Source organism: Pseudomonas sp. H3_E07, assembly GCF_054668895.1.
The window spans coordinates 5,798,185-5,813,259 of the sequence record NZ_CP162795.1 but is presented as its reverse complement, the minus strand read 5'-3'; the positions used below and the strand labels follow the sequence as shown (position 1 = coordinate 5,813,259).

The 15,075-nt window shown below is 59.6% G+C and carries 14 protein-coding genes; 8 read left to right on the top strand and 6 right to left on the bottom strand.

The annotated features are described in order from the left end of the window. Positions 1-62 precede the first annotated feature (62 nt). Positions 63-1,169 carry a sugar diacid recognition domain-containing protein gene (locus AB4O08_RS26965; RefSeq protein WP_010210381.1) on the bottom strand — a complete coding sequence of 369 codons (1,107 nt, stop codon included), beginning with the start codon at positions 1,167-1,169 and terminating at the stop codon, positions 63-65. Positions 1,170-1,328: 159 nt separating this feature from the next. On the opposite strand from AB4O08_RS26965, the gene AB4O08_RS26960 reads away from it, so the two are divergent. After that, positions 1,329-2,639 carry an MFS transporter gene (locus AB4O08_RS26960; protein ID WP_010210380.1) on the top strand — a complete coding sequence of 437 codons (1,311 nt, stop codon included), beginning with the start codon at positions 1,329-1,331 and terminating at the stop codon, positions 2,637-2,639. A gap of 35 nt (positions 2,640-2,674) precedes the next feature. On the opposite strand, the gene AB4O08_RS26955 is transcribed toward AB4O08_RS26960, so the two are convergent. Beyond that, the gene (locus AB4O08_RS26955) at positions 2,675-3,379 is read right to left on the bottom strand and encodes an SDR family oxidoreductase (protein WP_256454664.1); all 705 of its coding nucleotides are present in this window, start codon (positions 3,377-3,379) and stop codon (positions 2,675-2,677) included. Positions 3,380-3,479: 100 nt separating this feature from the next. Between AB4O08_RS26955 and AB4O08_RS26950 the strand changes: the two genes are divergently transcribed. The 3 genes from AB4O08_RS26950 (at position 3,480) to rarD (ending at position 6,577) form a co-directional block, all read left to right on the top strand. Beyond that, positions 3,480-4,382, top strand: a complete 903-nt coding sequence (locus AB4O08_RS26950) for a LysR family transcriptional regulator (RefSeq protein ID WP_106119199.1) — start codon at positions 3,480-3,482, stop codon at positions 4,380-4,382. 79 nt (positions 4,383-4,461) lie between these two features. Then, positions 4,462-5,472, top strand: a complete 1,011-nt coding sequence (locus AB4O08_RS26945) for an aldo/keto reductase (RefSeq protein ID WP_010210373.1) — start codon at positions 4,462-4,464, stop codon at positions 5,470-5,472. A gap of 223 nt (positions 5,473-5,695) precedes the next feature. Next, the gene (gene rarD / locus AB4O08_RS26940) at positions 5,696-6,577 is read left to right on the top strand and encodes an EamA family transporter RarD (RefSeq protein ID WP_021493117.1); all 882 of its coding nucleotides are present in this window, start codon (positions 5,696-5,698) and stop codon (positions 6,575-6,577) included. 55 nt (positions 6,578-6,632) lie between these two features. On the opposite strand, the gene hppD is transcribed toward rarD, so the two are convergent. Beyond that, positions 6,633-7,709, bottom strand: a complete 1,077-nt coding sequence (gene hppD, locus AB4O08_RS26935; RefSeq protein WP_021493116.1) for a 4-hydroxyphenylpyruvate dioxygenase — start codon at positions 7,707-7,709, stop codon at positions 6,633-6,635. A 245-nt stretch (positions 7,710-7,954) separates the two neighbouring features. Continuing rightward, positions 7,955-8,878, bottom strand: coding sequence for a DMT family transporter (locus AB4O08_RS26930; protein WP_460114539.1), 924 nt, complete (start codon positions 8,876-8,878; stop codon positions 7,955-7,957). Positions 8,879-8,955: 77 nt separating this feature from the next. Here AB4O08_RS26930 and AB4O08_RS26925 point away from each other — a divergent pair, with 77 nt between their 5' ends. The 3 genes from AB4O08_RS26925 to AB4O08_RS26915 all read left to right on the top strand — a co-directional run bounded on the left by AB4O08_RS26925 (position 8,956) and on the right by AB4O08_RS26915 (position 12,029). Then, positions 8,956-9,825, top strand: coding sequence for a LysR family transcriptional regulator (locus AB4O08_RS26925; protein ID WP_137205994.1), 870 nt, complete (start codon positions 8,956-8,958; stop codon positions 9,823-9,825). A gap of 98 nt (positions 9,826-9,923) precedes the next feature. Further along, entirely contained in the window at positions 9,924-11,465 is a 1,542-nt protein-coding gene (locus AB4O08_RS26920; RefSeq protein ID WP_042572382.1) for an EAL domain-containing protein, read from the top strand. Positions 11,466-11,663: 198 nt separating this feature from the next. Next, entirely contained in the window at positions 11,664-12,029 is a 366-nt protein-coding gene (locus tag AB4O08_RS26915) for a histone-like nucleoid-structuring protein, MvaT/MvaU family (protein ID WP_021493114.1), read from the top strand. Between the two features lie 112 nt (positions 12,030-12,141). Here the strand turns inward: AB4O08_RS26915 and AB4O08_RS26910 are convergent, their stop codons facing one another. Continuing rightward, positions 12,142-12,678 carry a DUF4946 domain-containing protein gene (locus tag AB4O08_RS26910; RefSeq protein WP_029529140.1) on the bottom strand — a complete coding sequence of 179 codons (537 nt, stop codon included), beginning with the start codon at positions 12,676-12,678 and terminating at the stop codon, positions 12,142-12,144. A 196-nt stretch (positions 12,679-12,874) separates the two neighbouring features. On the opposite strand from AB4O08_RS26910, the gene gloA reads away from it, so the two are divergent. Beyond that, the gene (gene gloA / locus AB4O08_RS26905) at positions 12,875-13,396 is read left to right on the top strand and encodes a lactoylglutathione lyase (protein WP_010210364.1); all 522 of its coding nucleotides are present in this window, start codon (positions 12,875-12,877) and stop codon (positions 13,394-13,396) included. A 49-nt stretch (positions 13,397-13,445) separates the two neighbouring features. On the opposite strand, the gene ahpF is transcribed toward gloA, so the two are convergent. Beyond that, the gene (gene ahpF, locus AB4O08_RS26900; protein WP_069673033.1) at positions 13,446-15,011 is read right to left on the bottom strand and encodes an alkyl hydroperoxide reductase subunit F; all 1,566 of its coding nucleotides are present in this window, start codon (positions 15,009-15,011) and stop codon (positions 13,446-13,448) included. Between the last annotated feature and the right edge of the window lie 64 nt (positions 15,012-15,075).

Here is a 15,075-nt window from a genome sequence, read left to right as displayed (position 1 = left end):
GCTGCCAGTTGGCAGGGCTACTGACGCCGGTCCGATGCACAAGTACGGCGGCGCTTTGTTGTTCATTCCGACAAAGCCTGGGGCAACAGCTGTACACCCAGGTAGAGAGCAAGCATGCCGTCCAGGGTCAATGGGTCGACGCCACTGAGTTCGGCAATGCGCTCCATACGGTAACGCAGGCTGTTGCGGTGAATACCCAGCGCATCGGCACACGCCTGGCTTTGCCCGTCGTGTTCGCACCAACTGCGCAACGTGGCCAGCAGTTGGCCGTTGCTGTCCTTGGCGAGCACTTTGCGCAGAGGGTTGAGCAGCTCGTCGAGCGCATCGTCGTTGCGATGGCGCCAGAGCATCACCGGCAGGCGATAGCGGTTAAGGGTCAGCAGGCGCGACTGCGGTAGCACATCGCGACCATAGGCCAGCAGATCCCCGACGCGTCGATAGCAGCGACGCAACCCCGCCAGCCCGTCCGCCTGCCCGCCAACGGCCACGCGCAGGACGTTCCAGCCGAGGGCATCGAGCTTTTCCAGCAAGCGCGGGTTGTCGACCTGCACTGCCGCCGGCCGGCACCACAGCAGTGAGAATTGCGCCGAGCTGACACACCAGCTGTCCGGATAACGCGAGGTCAGCCAGGTACTCAGGGCTTCCGCCGATTGACCTGCGCCCAGTTCGAACAAGTATGGCGTGCGCGGCAGTTGCGGCTTGAGCCCCAGTTGCTGGGCCTCGTCCACCAGGCGCGGCGAGTCGCCGGTTTCCGCCAGGAGCAAGGCCAGCAGGTCATCACAGCGCTGGCGCCGCCATTGTTGCTCGGCCTGTTGGTGGCGGTGGCTGACCAGCATTTCGGCAGTCATGCGTACCAGTTCGGCGTAGGTGCGCAGGCCTTCCGGTTCGCCGGTGATGCCGAGAACACCGATCAGGCGCCCATCATGCAACAACGGCAGGTTGATGCCTGGCTGCACGCCCTTGAGGTGCTTGGCGGTCTGGCCGTCGATTTCCACCACGCGGCCATTGGCGAGCACCAGTTGGGCGCCTTCATGGCGGGTGTTGATGCGCTCGGGTTCGCCGCTGCCGAGAATCAGGCCTTGGCTGTCCATGACATTGACGTTGTAGGGCAGGATCGCCATGGTTCGATCGACAATATCCTGCGCCAGGTCATGATCCAGCTCAAACATGGGGCTAATTCCTTAGAAGCGGGGTTGTTCACAGGCACAGCGCAAAGCAGGGTTCGCTGTGCGCAAGCACAAAGACAGCGGCCTGCCAGGTGGCCGAGACTCAGTGGGCGATCAACGTTACCCTCGCATCGCGAAAAATCATAATAAAGAGAGACTGCCATGTCACAGAGCGCCACGACCCCACTGGCCACCGATGACGATAAAAACGCCATCTACAAGCGCATCACCCTGCGCCTGATCCCCTTCATTTTCATCTGCTATCTGTTCAACTACCTTGACCGGGTAAACGTTGGCTTTGCCAAATTGCAGATGCTCGATGCGTTGAAATTCAGCGAAACCGTGTACGGCCTCGGCGCCGGGATCTTCTTCATCGGCTACGTGCTATGCGGCGTACCGAGCAACCTGGCGTTGACCAAATTCGGTCCACGGCGCTGGATTGCGTTGATGATGATCGTCTGGGGCACACTCTCCACCTGCCTGCTGTTCGTCACCACCCCGACGCACTTCTACACCTTGCGTCTGTTTACCGGTGCCGCGGAAGCGGGCTTCTTCCCCGGCGTGGTGCTGTACCTCTCGCAATGGTTCCCGACCTTCCGCCGTGGGCGGATCATGGCGCTGTTCATGTCGGCGATCCCGGTCTCGGGTTTGCTTGGAAGCCCGTTCTCCGGCTGGATCCTCAACCATTTTGCCGCCGGCCAAGGTGGTCTCGCGGGCTGGCAGTGGATGTTCCTGCTGCAAGGCATCCCCACCGTCGTGCTGGGCGCCCTCGCCTACTTCCTGCTCAGCGACAGCTTCGCCAACGCCAAGTGGCTTAAGCCCCACGAACGCGCCGTGCTGGAAGCCGACCAGGCGACTGACTTGGCCAACAAGCCCAAGACAACCACGGACTCCCTGGCCGAAGTGTTCAAGAACCCGGCCATCTGGGCATTCGGCCTGATCTACTTCTGCATCCAGAGCGGCGTGTATGCCATCAACTTCTGGTTGCCGTCGATCATCAAGAACCTGGGGTTCAGCGATAACCTGGTGATCGGCTGGCTGAGTGCGATCCCGTACTTGCTGGCAGCCGTGTTCATGTTGCTGGTGGGTCGCTCCGCCGACTTGCGCAAGGAGCGTCGCTGGCACTTGGTGGTGCCGATGCTGATGGGGGCTATCGGCCTGGTGATCGCGGTGAACTTCGCCACCACCCCGGCTATTGCAATCCTCGGCCTGACCATTGCCACCATGGGCGCCCTCACCGGTCTGCCGATGTTCTGGCCGGTGCCTACCGCCATGCTCAGTGCAGGCGCGGCGGCAGGCGGCCTGGCGTTGATCAACTCCATGGGCCAGATGGCCGGCTTCCTCAGCCCGTATATCGTCGGGTTCGTGAAGGATGCCACCGGGTCCACGGATATGGCGCTGTACCTGCTGGCGGCGGTGATCGTGGCCGGCAGCGTGTTGGCGTTGCGGATGACGCGTACCCTGAAGGCATAAGCCTGTGAGAGCCGGCTTGCCGGCTCTCACGCACGTCAGAGCAGACCGCCGCCGTCGATATCGATCACGGCGCCGGTCATAAAACCATTTTCCATCGCCAGCACATACCCCGCCGCGACCTCCTCCGCCTGCCCCACTCGCCCCACTGGCAGCGCGCCACCGGCCTTGGCGAACATCGCCAAGCGCTGATCTTCGGAGAGCCCCGCATAGGCCGGTGTATCAATCACCCCTGGGCTGATCGCATTGACCCGGCGCGGCGCCAGCTCCTTGGCCAACTGCTTGACCAATGCTTCGGTCGCGGCGTTGATGCCGGTCTTGATGAATTGCCCTGCAACTGATTTACGCCCCAATTGCCCGGACGTCAGGCTGATGCTGCCGTGCTCGTTCAAAAAAGGCAGCGCCTGTTGGATCGCCCGCAGTGAGCCCCAGAGTTTTACATTGAAGTTTTCCTGGGCTTCGATCAGGTCGGTTTCGACCAAGGCTTTGGCCCGCACACTCGGCCCCGAGGTGTAGACCAAGTGATCAAAACGCCCCACCGCTTCGAACAGGCGTTGCAGCGAGGCCGCGTCGGTGACGTCAACGGGTTCGCTGCGCAGGCCGTTTTCGACGCCGGACACCAGGCGCCGCCCGGCCAGCACCACCTGCGCACCTCGTGCGGCGGCGGCCTGGGCCACGGCTGCACCGATTCCGCTGCTGCCGCCGATCACGATGACGGTTTTGCCGTTGAGGGAAGAGGTCATGGGAAAATTCCTGATTGAGAAAGTGAGCGTTTATCTTCCCAGCTTGGCAATCCGCGAAAAATCCCGGTAAAAGGACAAGATCTTTAAAGGATTTTTACAAATGAGTTCGATCCTCGACCTTGAAGTCTTCGTGCGAACCGCGGACACAGGCAGCTTGTCTGCCGCTGCCCGTGGCCTGGGTTTGACCCCGGCGGCGGCAAGCATCGCCCTCAAACGCCTGGAAACCCGCCTGGGTATCCGCTTGCTGGCACGCTCCACGCGCAGCATGCGCCTGACCGAGGAAGGCCGGCGTTACCTCGACAGCGTGCGCGTGGCACTGGCGGCGTTGTCCGAAGGTGAGCAAGCGCTCAAGCAACAAAGCCAGGGGTTGAGTGGGTTGCTTCAATTGGCCGCGCCGTCGGATTTCGGGCGCAATGTGGTGCTGGGCTGGCTGGATGAGTTCAAGGCCGAGCACCCCAATATCCGCCTGCAATTGATGCTGAACGACAGTAACGCCGACCTGTTCCGCGAAACCGTCGACATCGCCCTGCGCTTTGGAGTGCCCCAGGACTCCAGCCTGGTTGCATTGCCGATCGCGCCTGATCACCACCGCGTCGCCTGCGCCAGCCCCGACTACCTGGCCCGTCATGGGACGCCGCGCGAACCGATGGAACTGTCCCGACATAGCGCGCTGCGGTACATGCGCCAGGGCCAAGTGAGCAAGACTTGGCGGTTTCGTCAGGCTGATCAGCTACAGGAGGTTGAAGTGACGGGGGATTTCCTCAGCAATGACGGAGAAATCGTCCGGCGTTGGGCGCTTGGCGGGCACGGTATCGCCTACAAGGCCAGGCTCGACGTGATCGGCGATATCGCCGCCGGCCGACTGGTCGCGCTGTTAGAGGATTGGCAAGGAGAGCCTGCCCCTTTCAACCTGATGTGCCCTCACCGCCTGCAGGTGTCGGAACGGGTGAAGGTGCTGCATCGCTTTTTACAGCAGCGCTGCCAGACACTGCTGAGCACATGAAGAAACCCGCGCAGGGCTTGTCCCAGAGCCTCTGAGTCTGGTATTGCATGGGTACATTTCCCGCCTTGAGGAGTTATCCATGATTTACCGCACATTGGGCCAGTCCGGTTTGAAGGTCAGCGCCTTGACCCTGGGCACCATGATGTTTGGCGAACAGACCAACACCGAGGACTCGCTGCGCATCATCGACAAGGCCTGGGATCAGGGCATCAATTTCATCGACACGGCGGACGTCTACACCGGGGGGCGCTCCGAGGAAATCGTCGGCGAAGCCATTGTGCGTAATCGCCAGGATTGGGTGGTGGCCTCCAAGGTCGGCATCGGCCCGGTGGACGGTTTGCCCAACCGCAGCGGCTTGAGCCGCAAGCGCATTTTCAACGCACTGGAAGCCAGCCTGACCCGCCTGGACACCGATTACCTGGACATCTACTACCTGCACCGTGAAGACCACAACACCCCGCTGGAAGTGACGGTGTCGGCGATTGGCGACCTGATCCGCCAGGGCAAGATCCGCTACTGGGGCCTGTCCAACTATCGCGGTTGGCGCATTGCCGAGGTGATTCGCGTTGCCGAGCGCCTGGGCGTCGACAAGCCGGTCATCAGCCAGCCTTTGTACAACATCGTCAACCGCCAGGCCGAGGTGGAGCAGATCACCGCTGCAGCCGCCTACGGCCTGGGTGTGGTGCCCTATAGCCCGCTGGCTCGCGGTGTGCTTAGCGGTAAATACGCGCCCGACGTTACCCCCGAGGCCGGCAGCCGCGCGGCGCGCCAGGACAAACGCATCCTGGAAACCGAATGGCGTGTCGAATCGCTGCGCATCGCCCAGCAGATCCAGCAGTACACCCAAGGACGTGGCGTGGGGATCGTGGAGTTTGCGATTGCCTGGGTGTTGAACAACTCGGCGGTCAGCTCGGCGATTGTCGGGCCGCGTACGGAGGCGCAGTGGGATGCCTATATTGGCGCGCTTGAGGTGAAGATCAGCGCCGAAGATGAGGCGTTTATCGATTCGTTGGTGACGCCGGGGCATTCGTCGACGCCGGGGTTCAATGATGTGGGGCACTTCGTCTCCGGTCGCTTACCACGCGCATAACCCCTCCACTCTGTAGGAGCGAGCCTGCTCGCGAAGAACCCAAGGACGCCGCAGGCTACCTGATAGCGCTGCGTGATCGTTGACGTTCTTCGCGAGCAAGCTCGCTCCTACAAGAGGCGGCGATAAAATTTCCTGAAAAACGCCCCAAAACAGCGCAACCCTCTCCCGCCAAAAGCTCCATAATCCCCTTATCTTTTGTATCAACGGTTTTCGCGAGGACAGAGTGTCTAAAGGAGTTGTTTTATCGGTCTTGGCCTCGGTGCTGTTTGCCGTGATGTATTACTTCACATCATTGCTCACGCCCTTGAGCGGCCTGGAGATTTTCGGCTGGCGCATGTTGCTGACCGTGCCGTGCATGACGGTGTTCATGATCGTCAGCGGCGAATGGCGGCGGGTGTGGGAGCTGCTGCAGCTGTTGGCGGCCAAGCCACGCTTGATTGCGGGTGTGTTGCTGTCCTCTGCCTTGTTGGGCGTGCAATTGTGGCTATTCATGTGGGCGCCGCTGAATGGGCGCAGCCTGGATGTGTCGGTGGGGTACTTCCTGCTGCCGCTGACCATGGTGCTGACCGGGCGCCTGGTGTGGGGCGAACAACTGTCCTACTTGCAACGGATTGCCGTGTTTTTTGCGGCCCTCGGGGTGCTCAACGAGCTGTATCAGGCCGGTGGGTTTTCCTGGGCAACGCTGGTGGTGATCATCGGCTACCCGGTGTATTTCATCGTGCGCAAGTACCTCAAGACCGACCATCTGGGTGGGCTCTGGCTGGATATGGCGCTGATGCTGCCGGTGGCGTGGTGGTTTGTGCAGAGTGGCGAGCAAGGCTTTGCGGTGATGGATGCCCACCCGAAACTGTATGCGCTGATCCCGATGCTGGGCCTGATCAGCGCCTCGGCGCTGGTGAGCTATATCATCGCCAGCCGGTTGCTGGCGTTCAGCCTGTTCGGGTTGCTTAGCTATGTTGAGCCGGTCCTGCTGTTAGGCGTGGCGCTGATCTTGGGTGAAGGCATCAAGGGTGGCGAGTGGCTCACCTACATCCCGATCTGGTTGGCGGTAATGGTGCTGGTGTTTGAAGGCTTCAAGCACCTGGTGCATCAACGCAAAACCTGATGCGCAGGCAATAAAAAGCCCGGCCGGGGTCACCCTCGGCCGGGCTTTTTGACGCTTAGTCGGCGGTCAATACACCACGACGCACCTGGTCACGTTCGATGGACTCGAACAGCGCCTTGAAGTTGCCCTCGCCAAACCCATCGTCGCCCTTGCGCTGGATGAATTCGAAGAACACCGGGCCCATCAGGGTTTCCGAGAAGATCTGCAGCAGCAGGCGTTTGTCGCCTTCCACGGAAGATCCGTCCAGCAGGATACCGCGTGCCTGCAGTTGATCCACCGGCTCGCCGTGGTCAGGCAGGCGGCCTTCGAGCATTTCGTAATAAGTGTCTGGCGGCGCGGTCATGAAGCGCATGCCGATTTTCTTCAACGCGTCCCAGGTCTTGACCAGGTCGTCGGTGAGGAACGCCACGTGCTGGATGCCTTCGCCGTTGAACTGCATCAGGAACTCTTCGATCTGCCCCGCGCCCTTGGACGACTCTTCGTTCAGCGGGATGCGGATCATGCCGTCCGGCGCACTCATGGCCTTGGAAGTCAGGCCGGTGTACTCGCCCTTGATATCGAAGTAACGCGCTTCACGGAAGTTGAACAATTTCTCGTAGAAGTTGGCCCAGTAGACCATGCGGCCGCGATAGACGTTGTGGGTCAGGTGGTCGATGACTTTGAGACCTGCACCGACCGGATTGCGCTCCACACCTTCGAGGTACACGAAGTCGATGTCGTAGATCGAGCTGCCTTCGCCGAAACGGTCGATCAGGTACAACGGCGCGCCGCCGATGCCCTTGATCGCCGGCAGGTTCAATTCCATCGGCCCGGTGTCAATATGGATCGGCTGGGCGCCGAGTTCCAGGGCGCGGTTGTAGGCCTTTTGCGAGTCCTTCACGCGGAACGCCATGCCGCACACCGACGGGCCGTGTTCGGCCGCAAAGTAGGAGGCGATGCTGTTGGGCTCGTTGTTGAGGATCAGGTTGATCTCGCCCTGGCGGTACAGGTGCACGTTCTTGGAACGGTGGGTCGCGACTTTGGTGAAGCCCATGATCTCGAAGATCGGCTCCAGGGTGCCCGGCGTCGGCGACGCGAATTCGATGAATTCAAAGCCCATCAGGCCCATTGGGTTTTCGTATAGATCTGCCATGGTGGCACCTCATCATTCTTGTAATAGACACAGTATTAATGGCGAGCAAGGATGAGGTTGCAGGGTGGCGCACAGGAAAGGCCTCGCACGCTGCGGGCGAGGAAGTCACCAAAGATGAGGGGGGAGCCGAGTAGCTTCATGGGGTCATCAGTCTCTGACGGCTTAGGCTTGCGTGAGCGCAAGTCCATATTCTTGTATGCGTAAATCGATTCTACACAGCGTAACCGTATTTGTCCGTACTCTTATCAAATCCCCATTGCCCTGGCGCGTGCAAGGGGTTTGTTGTAGAGGTAGATGCCCAGCAGGATCACCGCCCCGCCGATCAGCATGGGCAGGCTCAACGGTTCATCCAGCAGCAAGGCGCCGCAGATCACCGCGGTGAGGGGGTTAAGCGCTATAAATACGCCGGAACGTGTCGCGCCGATACGGCGGATGCCATCGTAATAGCCGACATAGGCCAGCGCCGAGCCAAGCACGCCGAGGTACGCCAGGCTCAGCCCCTGCGCAGTCTGCAGGCGACCCATTGCTTCAAGTGTAAAGCGGCCCATGATCAGCGTTGTGAGGGTGAGCATCAGGGTTCCCAGCAGTATCGACCAGGTGACCGTCTGCAGCGGCCCGAGGCTCTGGTTCAAGCCACGGGAACACAGTGAATAGATGCCCCACCCCACGACACACCCGAAGATGAGTAAATCCCCACGCCAGCTGCTGGTTGCTTCATTCAGCACGTGGGGATTGCGACTGACAATGACCACGGCGGCACCCGTCAGACACAGCAGGATCCCAGCGACGTTGCTGGCACCCAGGCGCTCCTTGAACAGCCAACGCGACGCCAGGCCGATCACCGCCGGGTTAAGCGCCACGATCAATGAGGCTCGCGAAGCGTTGATGGACTGCAATCCGTAGAAGAAACACAGGTTGTAGAAAAAAATCCCGAAGAAACCCAGCATCCCAAGTTGCAGTAACTGTCTGGGGCTTGGGCGGGCCAGTGGGATGCGTGCCAAGCCCAGGAATCCCAGTAAGGCCAGGCTGGCCAGCGCGAACCGCAGGCTGGCCGCCAGCAAAGGGTCAACCGTGCCGCTCAGGTAGCGACCGGCCACGAAGGTACCGCCCCAGATCATGGTGACAGCCGCCAACTTCATATAAGTGATGCGATCTGAGCTCGAATGCACGGGATAGGGCTCTACTGGCTTGAAGGTGCCTGCATTGTTCTGGTAATACAAAGTCATCGTAAAATGAGTGATCACTCATGACCCTGACTCAACTTGAAATCTTCTCGCTCGTGGCCGAGCTGCAAGGCTTTACCAGCGCAGCCCATCGCCTCGGCATCAGCCAGTCGGCAGTGTCCCACGCGATCAAAGGCCTGGAACAGGAACTGGGGGTGGCGTTGTTCAGGCGCCACCAGGCCCAGGTCGAGCTGAGCGATATCGGCGCGCAGTTGCTGGGACGCGCTCGGGCGATGCTAGGCCTGGCAAACACCTTGCAACAGGAGGCCGCGGACGCCCGGGGCATGAAACGCGGGACACTGCGCATCGGCTCATTCGGCCCCACCTCCTCGACTTACTTGCTGCCGAAGATTCTCAACCGGTTCCGCGTGGCGTATCCGGGCATTGAGGTGCACGTGGATGAAGGGCCGGACAGACAAGTCATCCAATGGCTCGATGAACGCCGGGTTGATATTGGCTTTGTGGTGCTGGACCAGGAACGCTTCGACACTTTCCCACTGTTCGAGGACCAGATGGTGGCGCTGCTGCCGTCCGATCATAAGCTGGCTGGCCGCGAACACGTGAGCCTCAAGGACTTGTGCAACGACCCTTTCGCGCTGACCGAGGCCGGGTCAACTGAATTAGTGGTGCGCTTGTTCGACGAGGCGCGGCTGACCCCGAATGTGCGTTATCGCTGCTCGCAACTGCTGAGCACCTTGGAAACCGTCAGCCGGGGTGATGCGGTGAGCGTCGTGGCGCAGGCGTCGTTGCCGGCCGGCCATGATCCTCGCTACGTACAGCGCGTATTATCCCCGCGTGTGCCGCGCCAGGTTGGCCTCGCCGTACTGGACCGGCGCCAGTCTTCCCCGGCGACGCTCGCTTTTATCCGTATTGCCCAAGGTCTGGCGTTGTAGCGACGCATACTGGCCAAATGGTTAGGTACCGCGAGCTTATTTCGGTCGGGCCATCTATCATCGACTGAATCTGATTCCTGCAACAGGCCGTTCACCCCATGCCACTGACCGTCAACGGCCCGCGAAAACGCGCCAGTCGTTACCTGATCACCTCACTGAGTGCGCTGCTGCCGATTGCGCTCGGGGTCGCCATCCTGCACTGGCAAGCCGAACGTACCTTGCAACAAAGCTCGGCCCAGACCGCGCAGGAGGCGGTGCGCCAATTCGACCTGATGCTCGACAACACCGCCCTCGCCGCCCAGGCCTTGCTGCCATTGGCGGGGCAACCCTGTGACAGCGGCGCACAGCTGGCGCTGCGCGAACAGGTCACTCGCAGGCCCTTTGTGCGTGCGACCACCCTGTCCTGGCAAAAAAACATCTATTGCAGCTCATTGTTCGGCAGCAACTACATGTCACCGGTCAACCCGGATGACTATGTGGCCGGCCAGTTATGGCTGATGAATGGCAACCCGGTGACCCCCGACACCGCGCTGCTGGTCTACCGGCTGGTTGACGGTGACAAGGCCGCTTTTGCTTCGATCGACGGCTATCACCTGACCAACGCCCTGCGCCTGATCAACCTATACGCCCATCTGGTACTGCAAGTTGGCCCGAATTGGCTGGGGACTGATGGCAAGGTTCGTGACACGGCGATGCCGGTATTTGCCGTGGCTAACGAGCACTTGGCGTCCGAACGCTATCACTACAGCGTCAACGCAGGCATGCCGGCGGGCGAAGTGTGGCGCTACATGCAGGCCCGTTACCCGGCAATGTTCAGCCTGGTCGTGTTTTTTGGCGTGCTGGCGGGTTTTTTGGCCCACTGGCTGCAAAAGCGCTCCTCGGCACCGACTCAAGAATTGCAACGGGCGCTGGGTGCCAATGAGTTCATTCCGTATTTCCAGCCAGTGGTAAGGGGGGATACCCGCGAGTGGGCGGGATGTGAAGTACTGATGCGCTGGCAACATCCCAAAGAAGGCCTGGTGCGGCCCGACCTGTTTATTCCTCTGGCCGAGCACTCTGGCCTGATAGTCCCCATGACCCGTGCCCTGTTACGCCAGACCGCGGCACAACTGTCGCCCCACGCGTCGCGTTTCAGCCCTGGGTTTCATATCGGCGTCAACATCACCGCACGCCACTGCCAGGATTTGGCCTTGGTGGATGACTGCCGTGAGTTTCTCGCCGCCTTTCCCGTCGGCCAGGTCACCCTGGTGCTGGAGTTGACCGAGCGCGAGCTGATCGTGCCTACCGATATCACCCGCCGCCTGTTCGACGCCCTGCATCAACTGGGGGTGATGATCGCTATTGATGACTTTGGAACCGGCCACTCAAGCCTGGGCTATTTACGTAACTTCAATGTCGACTACTTGAAGATCGACCAGAGTTTTGTCGCCATGATCGGTGCGGATGCATTATCGCTGCATATTCTCGACAGCATCATTGAACTGTCCGGCAAACTCGACTTGGGCATCGTTGCAGAAGGTGTGGAAACGCCTGAACAGTCCGATTACCTGGCCGCCCAAGGCGTGGACTTCCTGCAGGGCTACCTGTTCGGAAAGCCATTGCCGTGCGACGAATTTATTCAATCACTGGTCAGCCATTGAATAGCCATGCACTACCTGCGCTGAAATAATTTTATTTAGCCAAAAGACATGATTTACTCTTAGCACATTAACTACTACAATTTTTTCAGCCTGTGCAGAACTCGCGAGACGGCTTCTTTCTTGAGTCGCCTTAAAGCGCTTGGCTTATAGCTTTGTCTGCAGTTGATATCAGCCAAACACACTATTGGAGTACCTATTTTGTCCAGACTCGCCGAATTTCGCGCAGCCGAAAAAGCCCTTCAAGAGCAGCTTGCCCAGCTGGAGTCCCTGAAAAACGACGCCGGCCTGAAGAAAGAAATCGAATTCGAAGAAAAGCTCCAGGGCCTGATGAAGACCTACGGCAAAAGCCTGCGTGACATCATTTCCATCCTTGATCCAAACCCGGGCAAGTCCAGCGCTGCTGCCGTCAGCGCACCAAAACAGCGCCGCGCCCGCGTGGTCAAGGTTTACCAGAACCCACACACTGGTGAGCTGATCGAAACCAAAGGCGGCAACCACCGTGGCCTCAAGGCCTGGAAAGAACAGTACGGCGCTGCCACTGTAGACTCCTGGCTTCGCGGCTGATCGCACTGCACTAACAAAGAGCCCCGCTTACGCGGGGCTTTTTTATTTCAACGGTTCGAAATCGAACTTAAATAACGTTTCATTATGTTCAGAACCGCCGGACATTACACACTTAAAGTTTGAGGCTATCGCGCACCGAACTGACTTCGTCCTTGCTGGCTTCGTACGCATCCGCCTGCCCTGCGTATGAAAAAACATACGCCTTATCGGCATCAACCGCGCCCACCAATGTTTGCGACAGCACGTGACGCCCGTTTTCGGTTATCACACACGTAGTTTCCAACGCGTCAAGATGACTCAATGTTGTAGGGCGCATCTTGCTGCACACACTTTGATAACCACCTTGGGCAAAATCTTTCTGGATGGACTTGCGCATCTCCAGCAGTACGCCTTGAAGATTAACCTTATGCCCCGCTTCAATCGGCGTACCCGTCAACTCCATCACCATCAAGGTCGCGCCATTTTCATCATTCTTTATCGCACGCTGTCGCGACACCGGCTGGGGTTTGGCAGGTGCGTCACCATCCGGGACAACCTCTTCAACCTGCCAGCCACTGGGCCAATGAATTTCGGGGTCGGCCGCCAGCACGAAGGAACTGCCCAACAGCACACACACAACGCTAAACAGCGGTTTACGAAATGCAATCATTGTGAAAAACACCCAAGGTTCAAGCGCCAAAGTTTGAGCCCCTGCGCCCATGTGTCGCAAGGCTTGCTTGGGCTTTTTCATTTGGCGCCTGGGGCGAGCCTTGCGTATCATGGTCCGGCTGCACGGACGCCAGCCGCAAGCCAAGGAACCGCTCACATTTCAGAGCCGCGTTTGCCCCATTTTTTCTGGAGGGCCCATGAGCCTGCACGAACTGAACACTTTCCCGGGCGTCACTGCCCAGCCGGACACCGCCACCACGAACTTCGTGTTCAACCACACCATGCTGCGGGTCAAGGACATCACCAAGTCGCTGGACTTCTACACCCGCGTCCTCGGTTTCTCCCTGGTTGAAAAGCGTGACTTTCCGGAAGCCGAATTCAGCCTGTACTTCCTGGCCCTGGTGGACAAGTCCCAGATTCCGGCCGACGCCGCCGAGCGTACCCAGTGGATGAAGTCGATCCCAGGTATCCTGGAACTGACCCACAACCATGGCACCGAAAACGACGCCGACTTTGCCTACCACAATGGTAATACCGACCCACGTGGTTTTGGTCACATCTGTATCTCGGTGCCGGATATCGTCGCTGCCTGCGAACGTTTCGAAGCCCTGGGCTGCGACTTCCAGAAACGCCTGACCGATGGCCGCATGAAAAGCCTGGCCTTCATCAAGGACCCGGACGCGTACTGGGTCGAGATTATCCAGCCCGCACCGCTATAACGAAAAAAACCCCATGATCGCTCATGGGGTTTTCATTGCGGCTTCGGATTTACGCCGGAACGGAAGTGCGGATCAGGTGATCGAAAGCACTCAGGGAAGCCTTGGCACCCTCGCCCACCGCAATCACGATCTGCTTGTACGGCACCGTCGTCACGTCGCCGGCGGCGAACACACCTGGCAGTGAAGTCTCACCACGCGCATCGACGATGATTTCGCCACGCGGCGTCAGCTCCACGGTGCCTTTGAGCCAGTCGGTGTTGGGCAGCAAACCGATCTGTACGAAGATACCTTCCAGGTCAATGGTCTTGAACTCGCCGCTGTCGCGATCCTTGTACGCCAGGCCGGTGACTTTCTGGCCATCACCTTTCACTTCGCTGGTCAGCGCGCTGGTGATCACGTCAACGTTGGGCAGGCTGTAGAGCTTGCGTTGCAACACGGCGTCGGCGCGCAACTTGCTGTCGAACTCAAGCAAGGTGACGTGGCTGACGATGCCGGCCAGGTCGATGGCCGCTTCAACGCCGGAGTTACCACCGCCGATCACCGCCACACGCTTGCCCTTGAACAGCGGGCCGTCGCAGTGCGGGCAGAAGCACACGCCTTTGGCCTTGTATTCCTGCTCGCCCGGCACACCCATTTCGCGCCAGCGGGCGCCGGTGGCCAGGATCACGGTCTTGGACTTGAGGGTCGCGCCGCTTTCGAAACGAATTTCGTGCAGGTCACCGGCGTTTTTCGCCGGCACCAGGCTGCTGGCGCGCTGCAGGTTCATGATGTCCACGTCGTACTGGCGTACATGGGCTTCCAGAGCGCTGGCCAGTTTTGGGCCTTCGGTTTCCTGCACCGAGATGAAGTTCTCGATGGACATGGTGTCCAGCACCTGGCCACCAAAACGCTCGGCAGCGACGCCGGTACGAATGCCTTTACGTGCGGCATAGATGGCCGCCGAAGAACCGGCTGGACCACCACCGACGACAAGCACATCAAAGGCGTCTTTAGCACTGATTTTCTCGGCGGCTTTTTCGATCCCGCTGGTGTCGAGCTTGGCGAGAATTTCTTCCAGGCCCATGCGGCCCTGGCCGAAGTTCACACCGTTCAAGTAAACGCTGGGCACCGCCATGATCTGACGTTCGTCGACTTCAGCCTGGAACAGCGCGCCATCGATGGCGACGTGGCGAATGTTCGGGTTGAGCACGGCCATCAGGTTGAGCGCCTGGACCACGTCCGGGCAGTTCTGGCAGGACAGCGAAAAGTAGGTCTCGAAGCTGAACTCGCCTTTAAGGGCGCGGATCTGTTCAATCACTTCGACACTGGCCTTCGACGGGTGGCCACCGACTTGCAGCAGGGCCAGCACCAACGAAGTGAATTCATGGCCCATGGGGATGCCGGCAAAACGCAGGCTGATCTCGGCACCCGGGCGGTTGATGGAGAACGACGGCTTACGCGCATCATCACCATCGGTTTTCAGGGTAATCAGCGTCGTGAGGCTGACAACATCCTGCAAAAGGGCAAGCATTTCCTGGGATTTCGCGCCGTCGTCGAGGGAGGCGACGATCTCGATCGGCTGGGTGACCCGTTCCAGGTATGACTTCAACTGAGCTTTAAGATTGGCGTCCAACATACGGGCGATTTCCTGTTTATTCGGTTTATTGCAGACAAAAAAACGCCCGAGCGAATCTCGCCCG

Coding starts and splice junctions, on each gene's coding strand:
- AB4O08_RS26950 (WP_106119199.1), top strand. CDS start 3,480: ATGAGTTCGATCCTCGACCTTGAAGTCTTCGTGCGAACCGCGGACACA.
- AB4O08_RS26945 (WP_010210373.1), top strand. CDS start 4,462: ATGATTTACCGCACATTGGGCCAGTCCGGTTTGAAGGTCAGCGCCTTG.
- AB4O08_RS26920 (WP_042572382.1), top strand. CDS start 9,924: ATGCCACTGACCGTCAACGGCCCGCGAAAACGCGCCAGTCGTTACCTG.
- AB4O08_RS26925 (WP_137205994.1), top strand. CDS start 8,956: ATGACCCTGACTCAACTTGAAATCTTCTCGCTCGTGGCCGAGCTGCAA.
- AB4O08_RS26910 (WP_029529140.1), bottom strand. CDS start 12,678: ATGATTGCATTTCGTAAACCGCTGTTTAGCGTTGTGTGTGTGCTGTTG.
- hppD (WP_021493116.1), bottom strand. CDS start 7,709: ATGGCAGATCTATACGAAAACCCAATGGGCCTGATGGGCTTTGAATTC.
- gloA (WP_010210364.1), top strand. CDS start 12,875: ATGAGCCTGCACGAACTGAACACTTTCCCGGGCGTCACTGCCCAGCCG.
- AB4O08_RS26955 (WP_256454664.1), bottom strand. CDS start 3,379: ATGACCTCTTCCCTCAACGGCAAAACCGTCATCGTGATCGGCGGCAGC.
- AB4O08_RS26960 (WP_010210380.1), top strand. CDS start 1,329: ATGTCACAGAGCGCCACGACCCCACTGGCCACCGATGACGATAAAAAC.
- AB4O08_RS26965 (WP_010210381.1), bottom strand. CDS start 1,169: ATGTTTGAGCTGGATCATGACCTGGCGCAGGATATTGTCGATCGAACC.
- ahpF (WP_069673033.1), bottom strand. CDS start 15,011: ATGTTGGACGCCAATCTTAAAGCTCAGTTGAAGTCATACCTGGAACGG.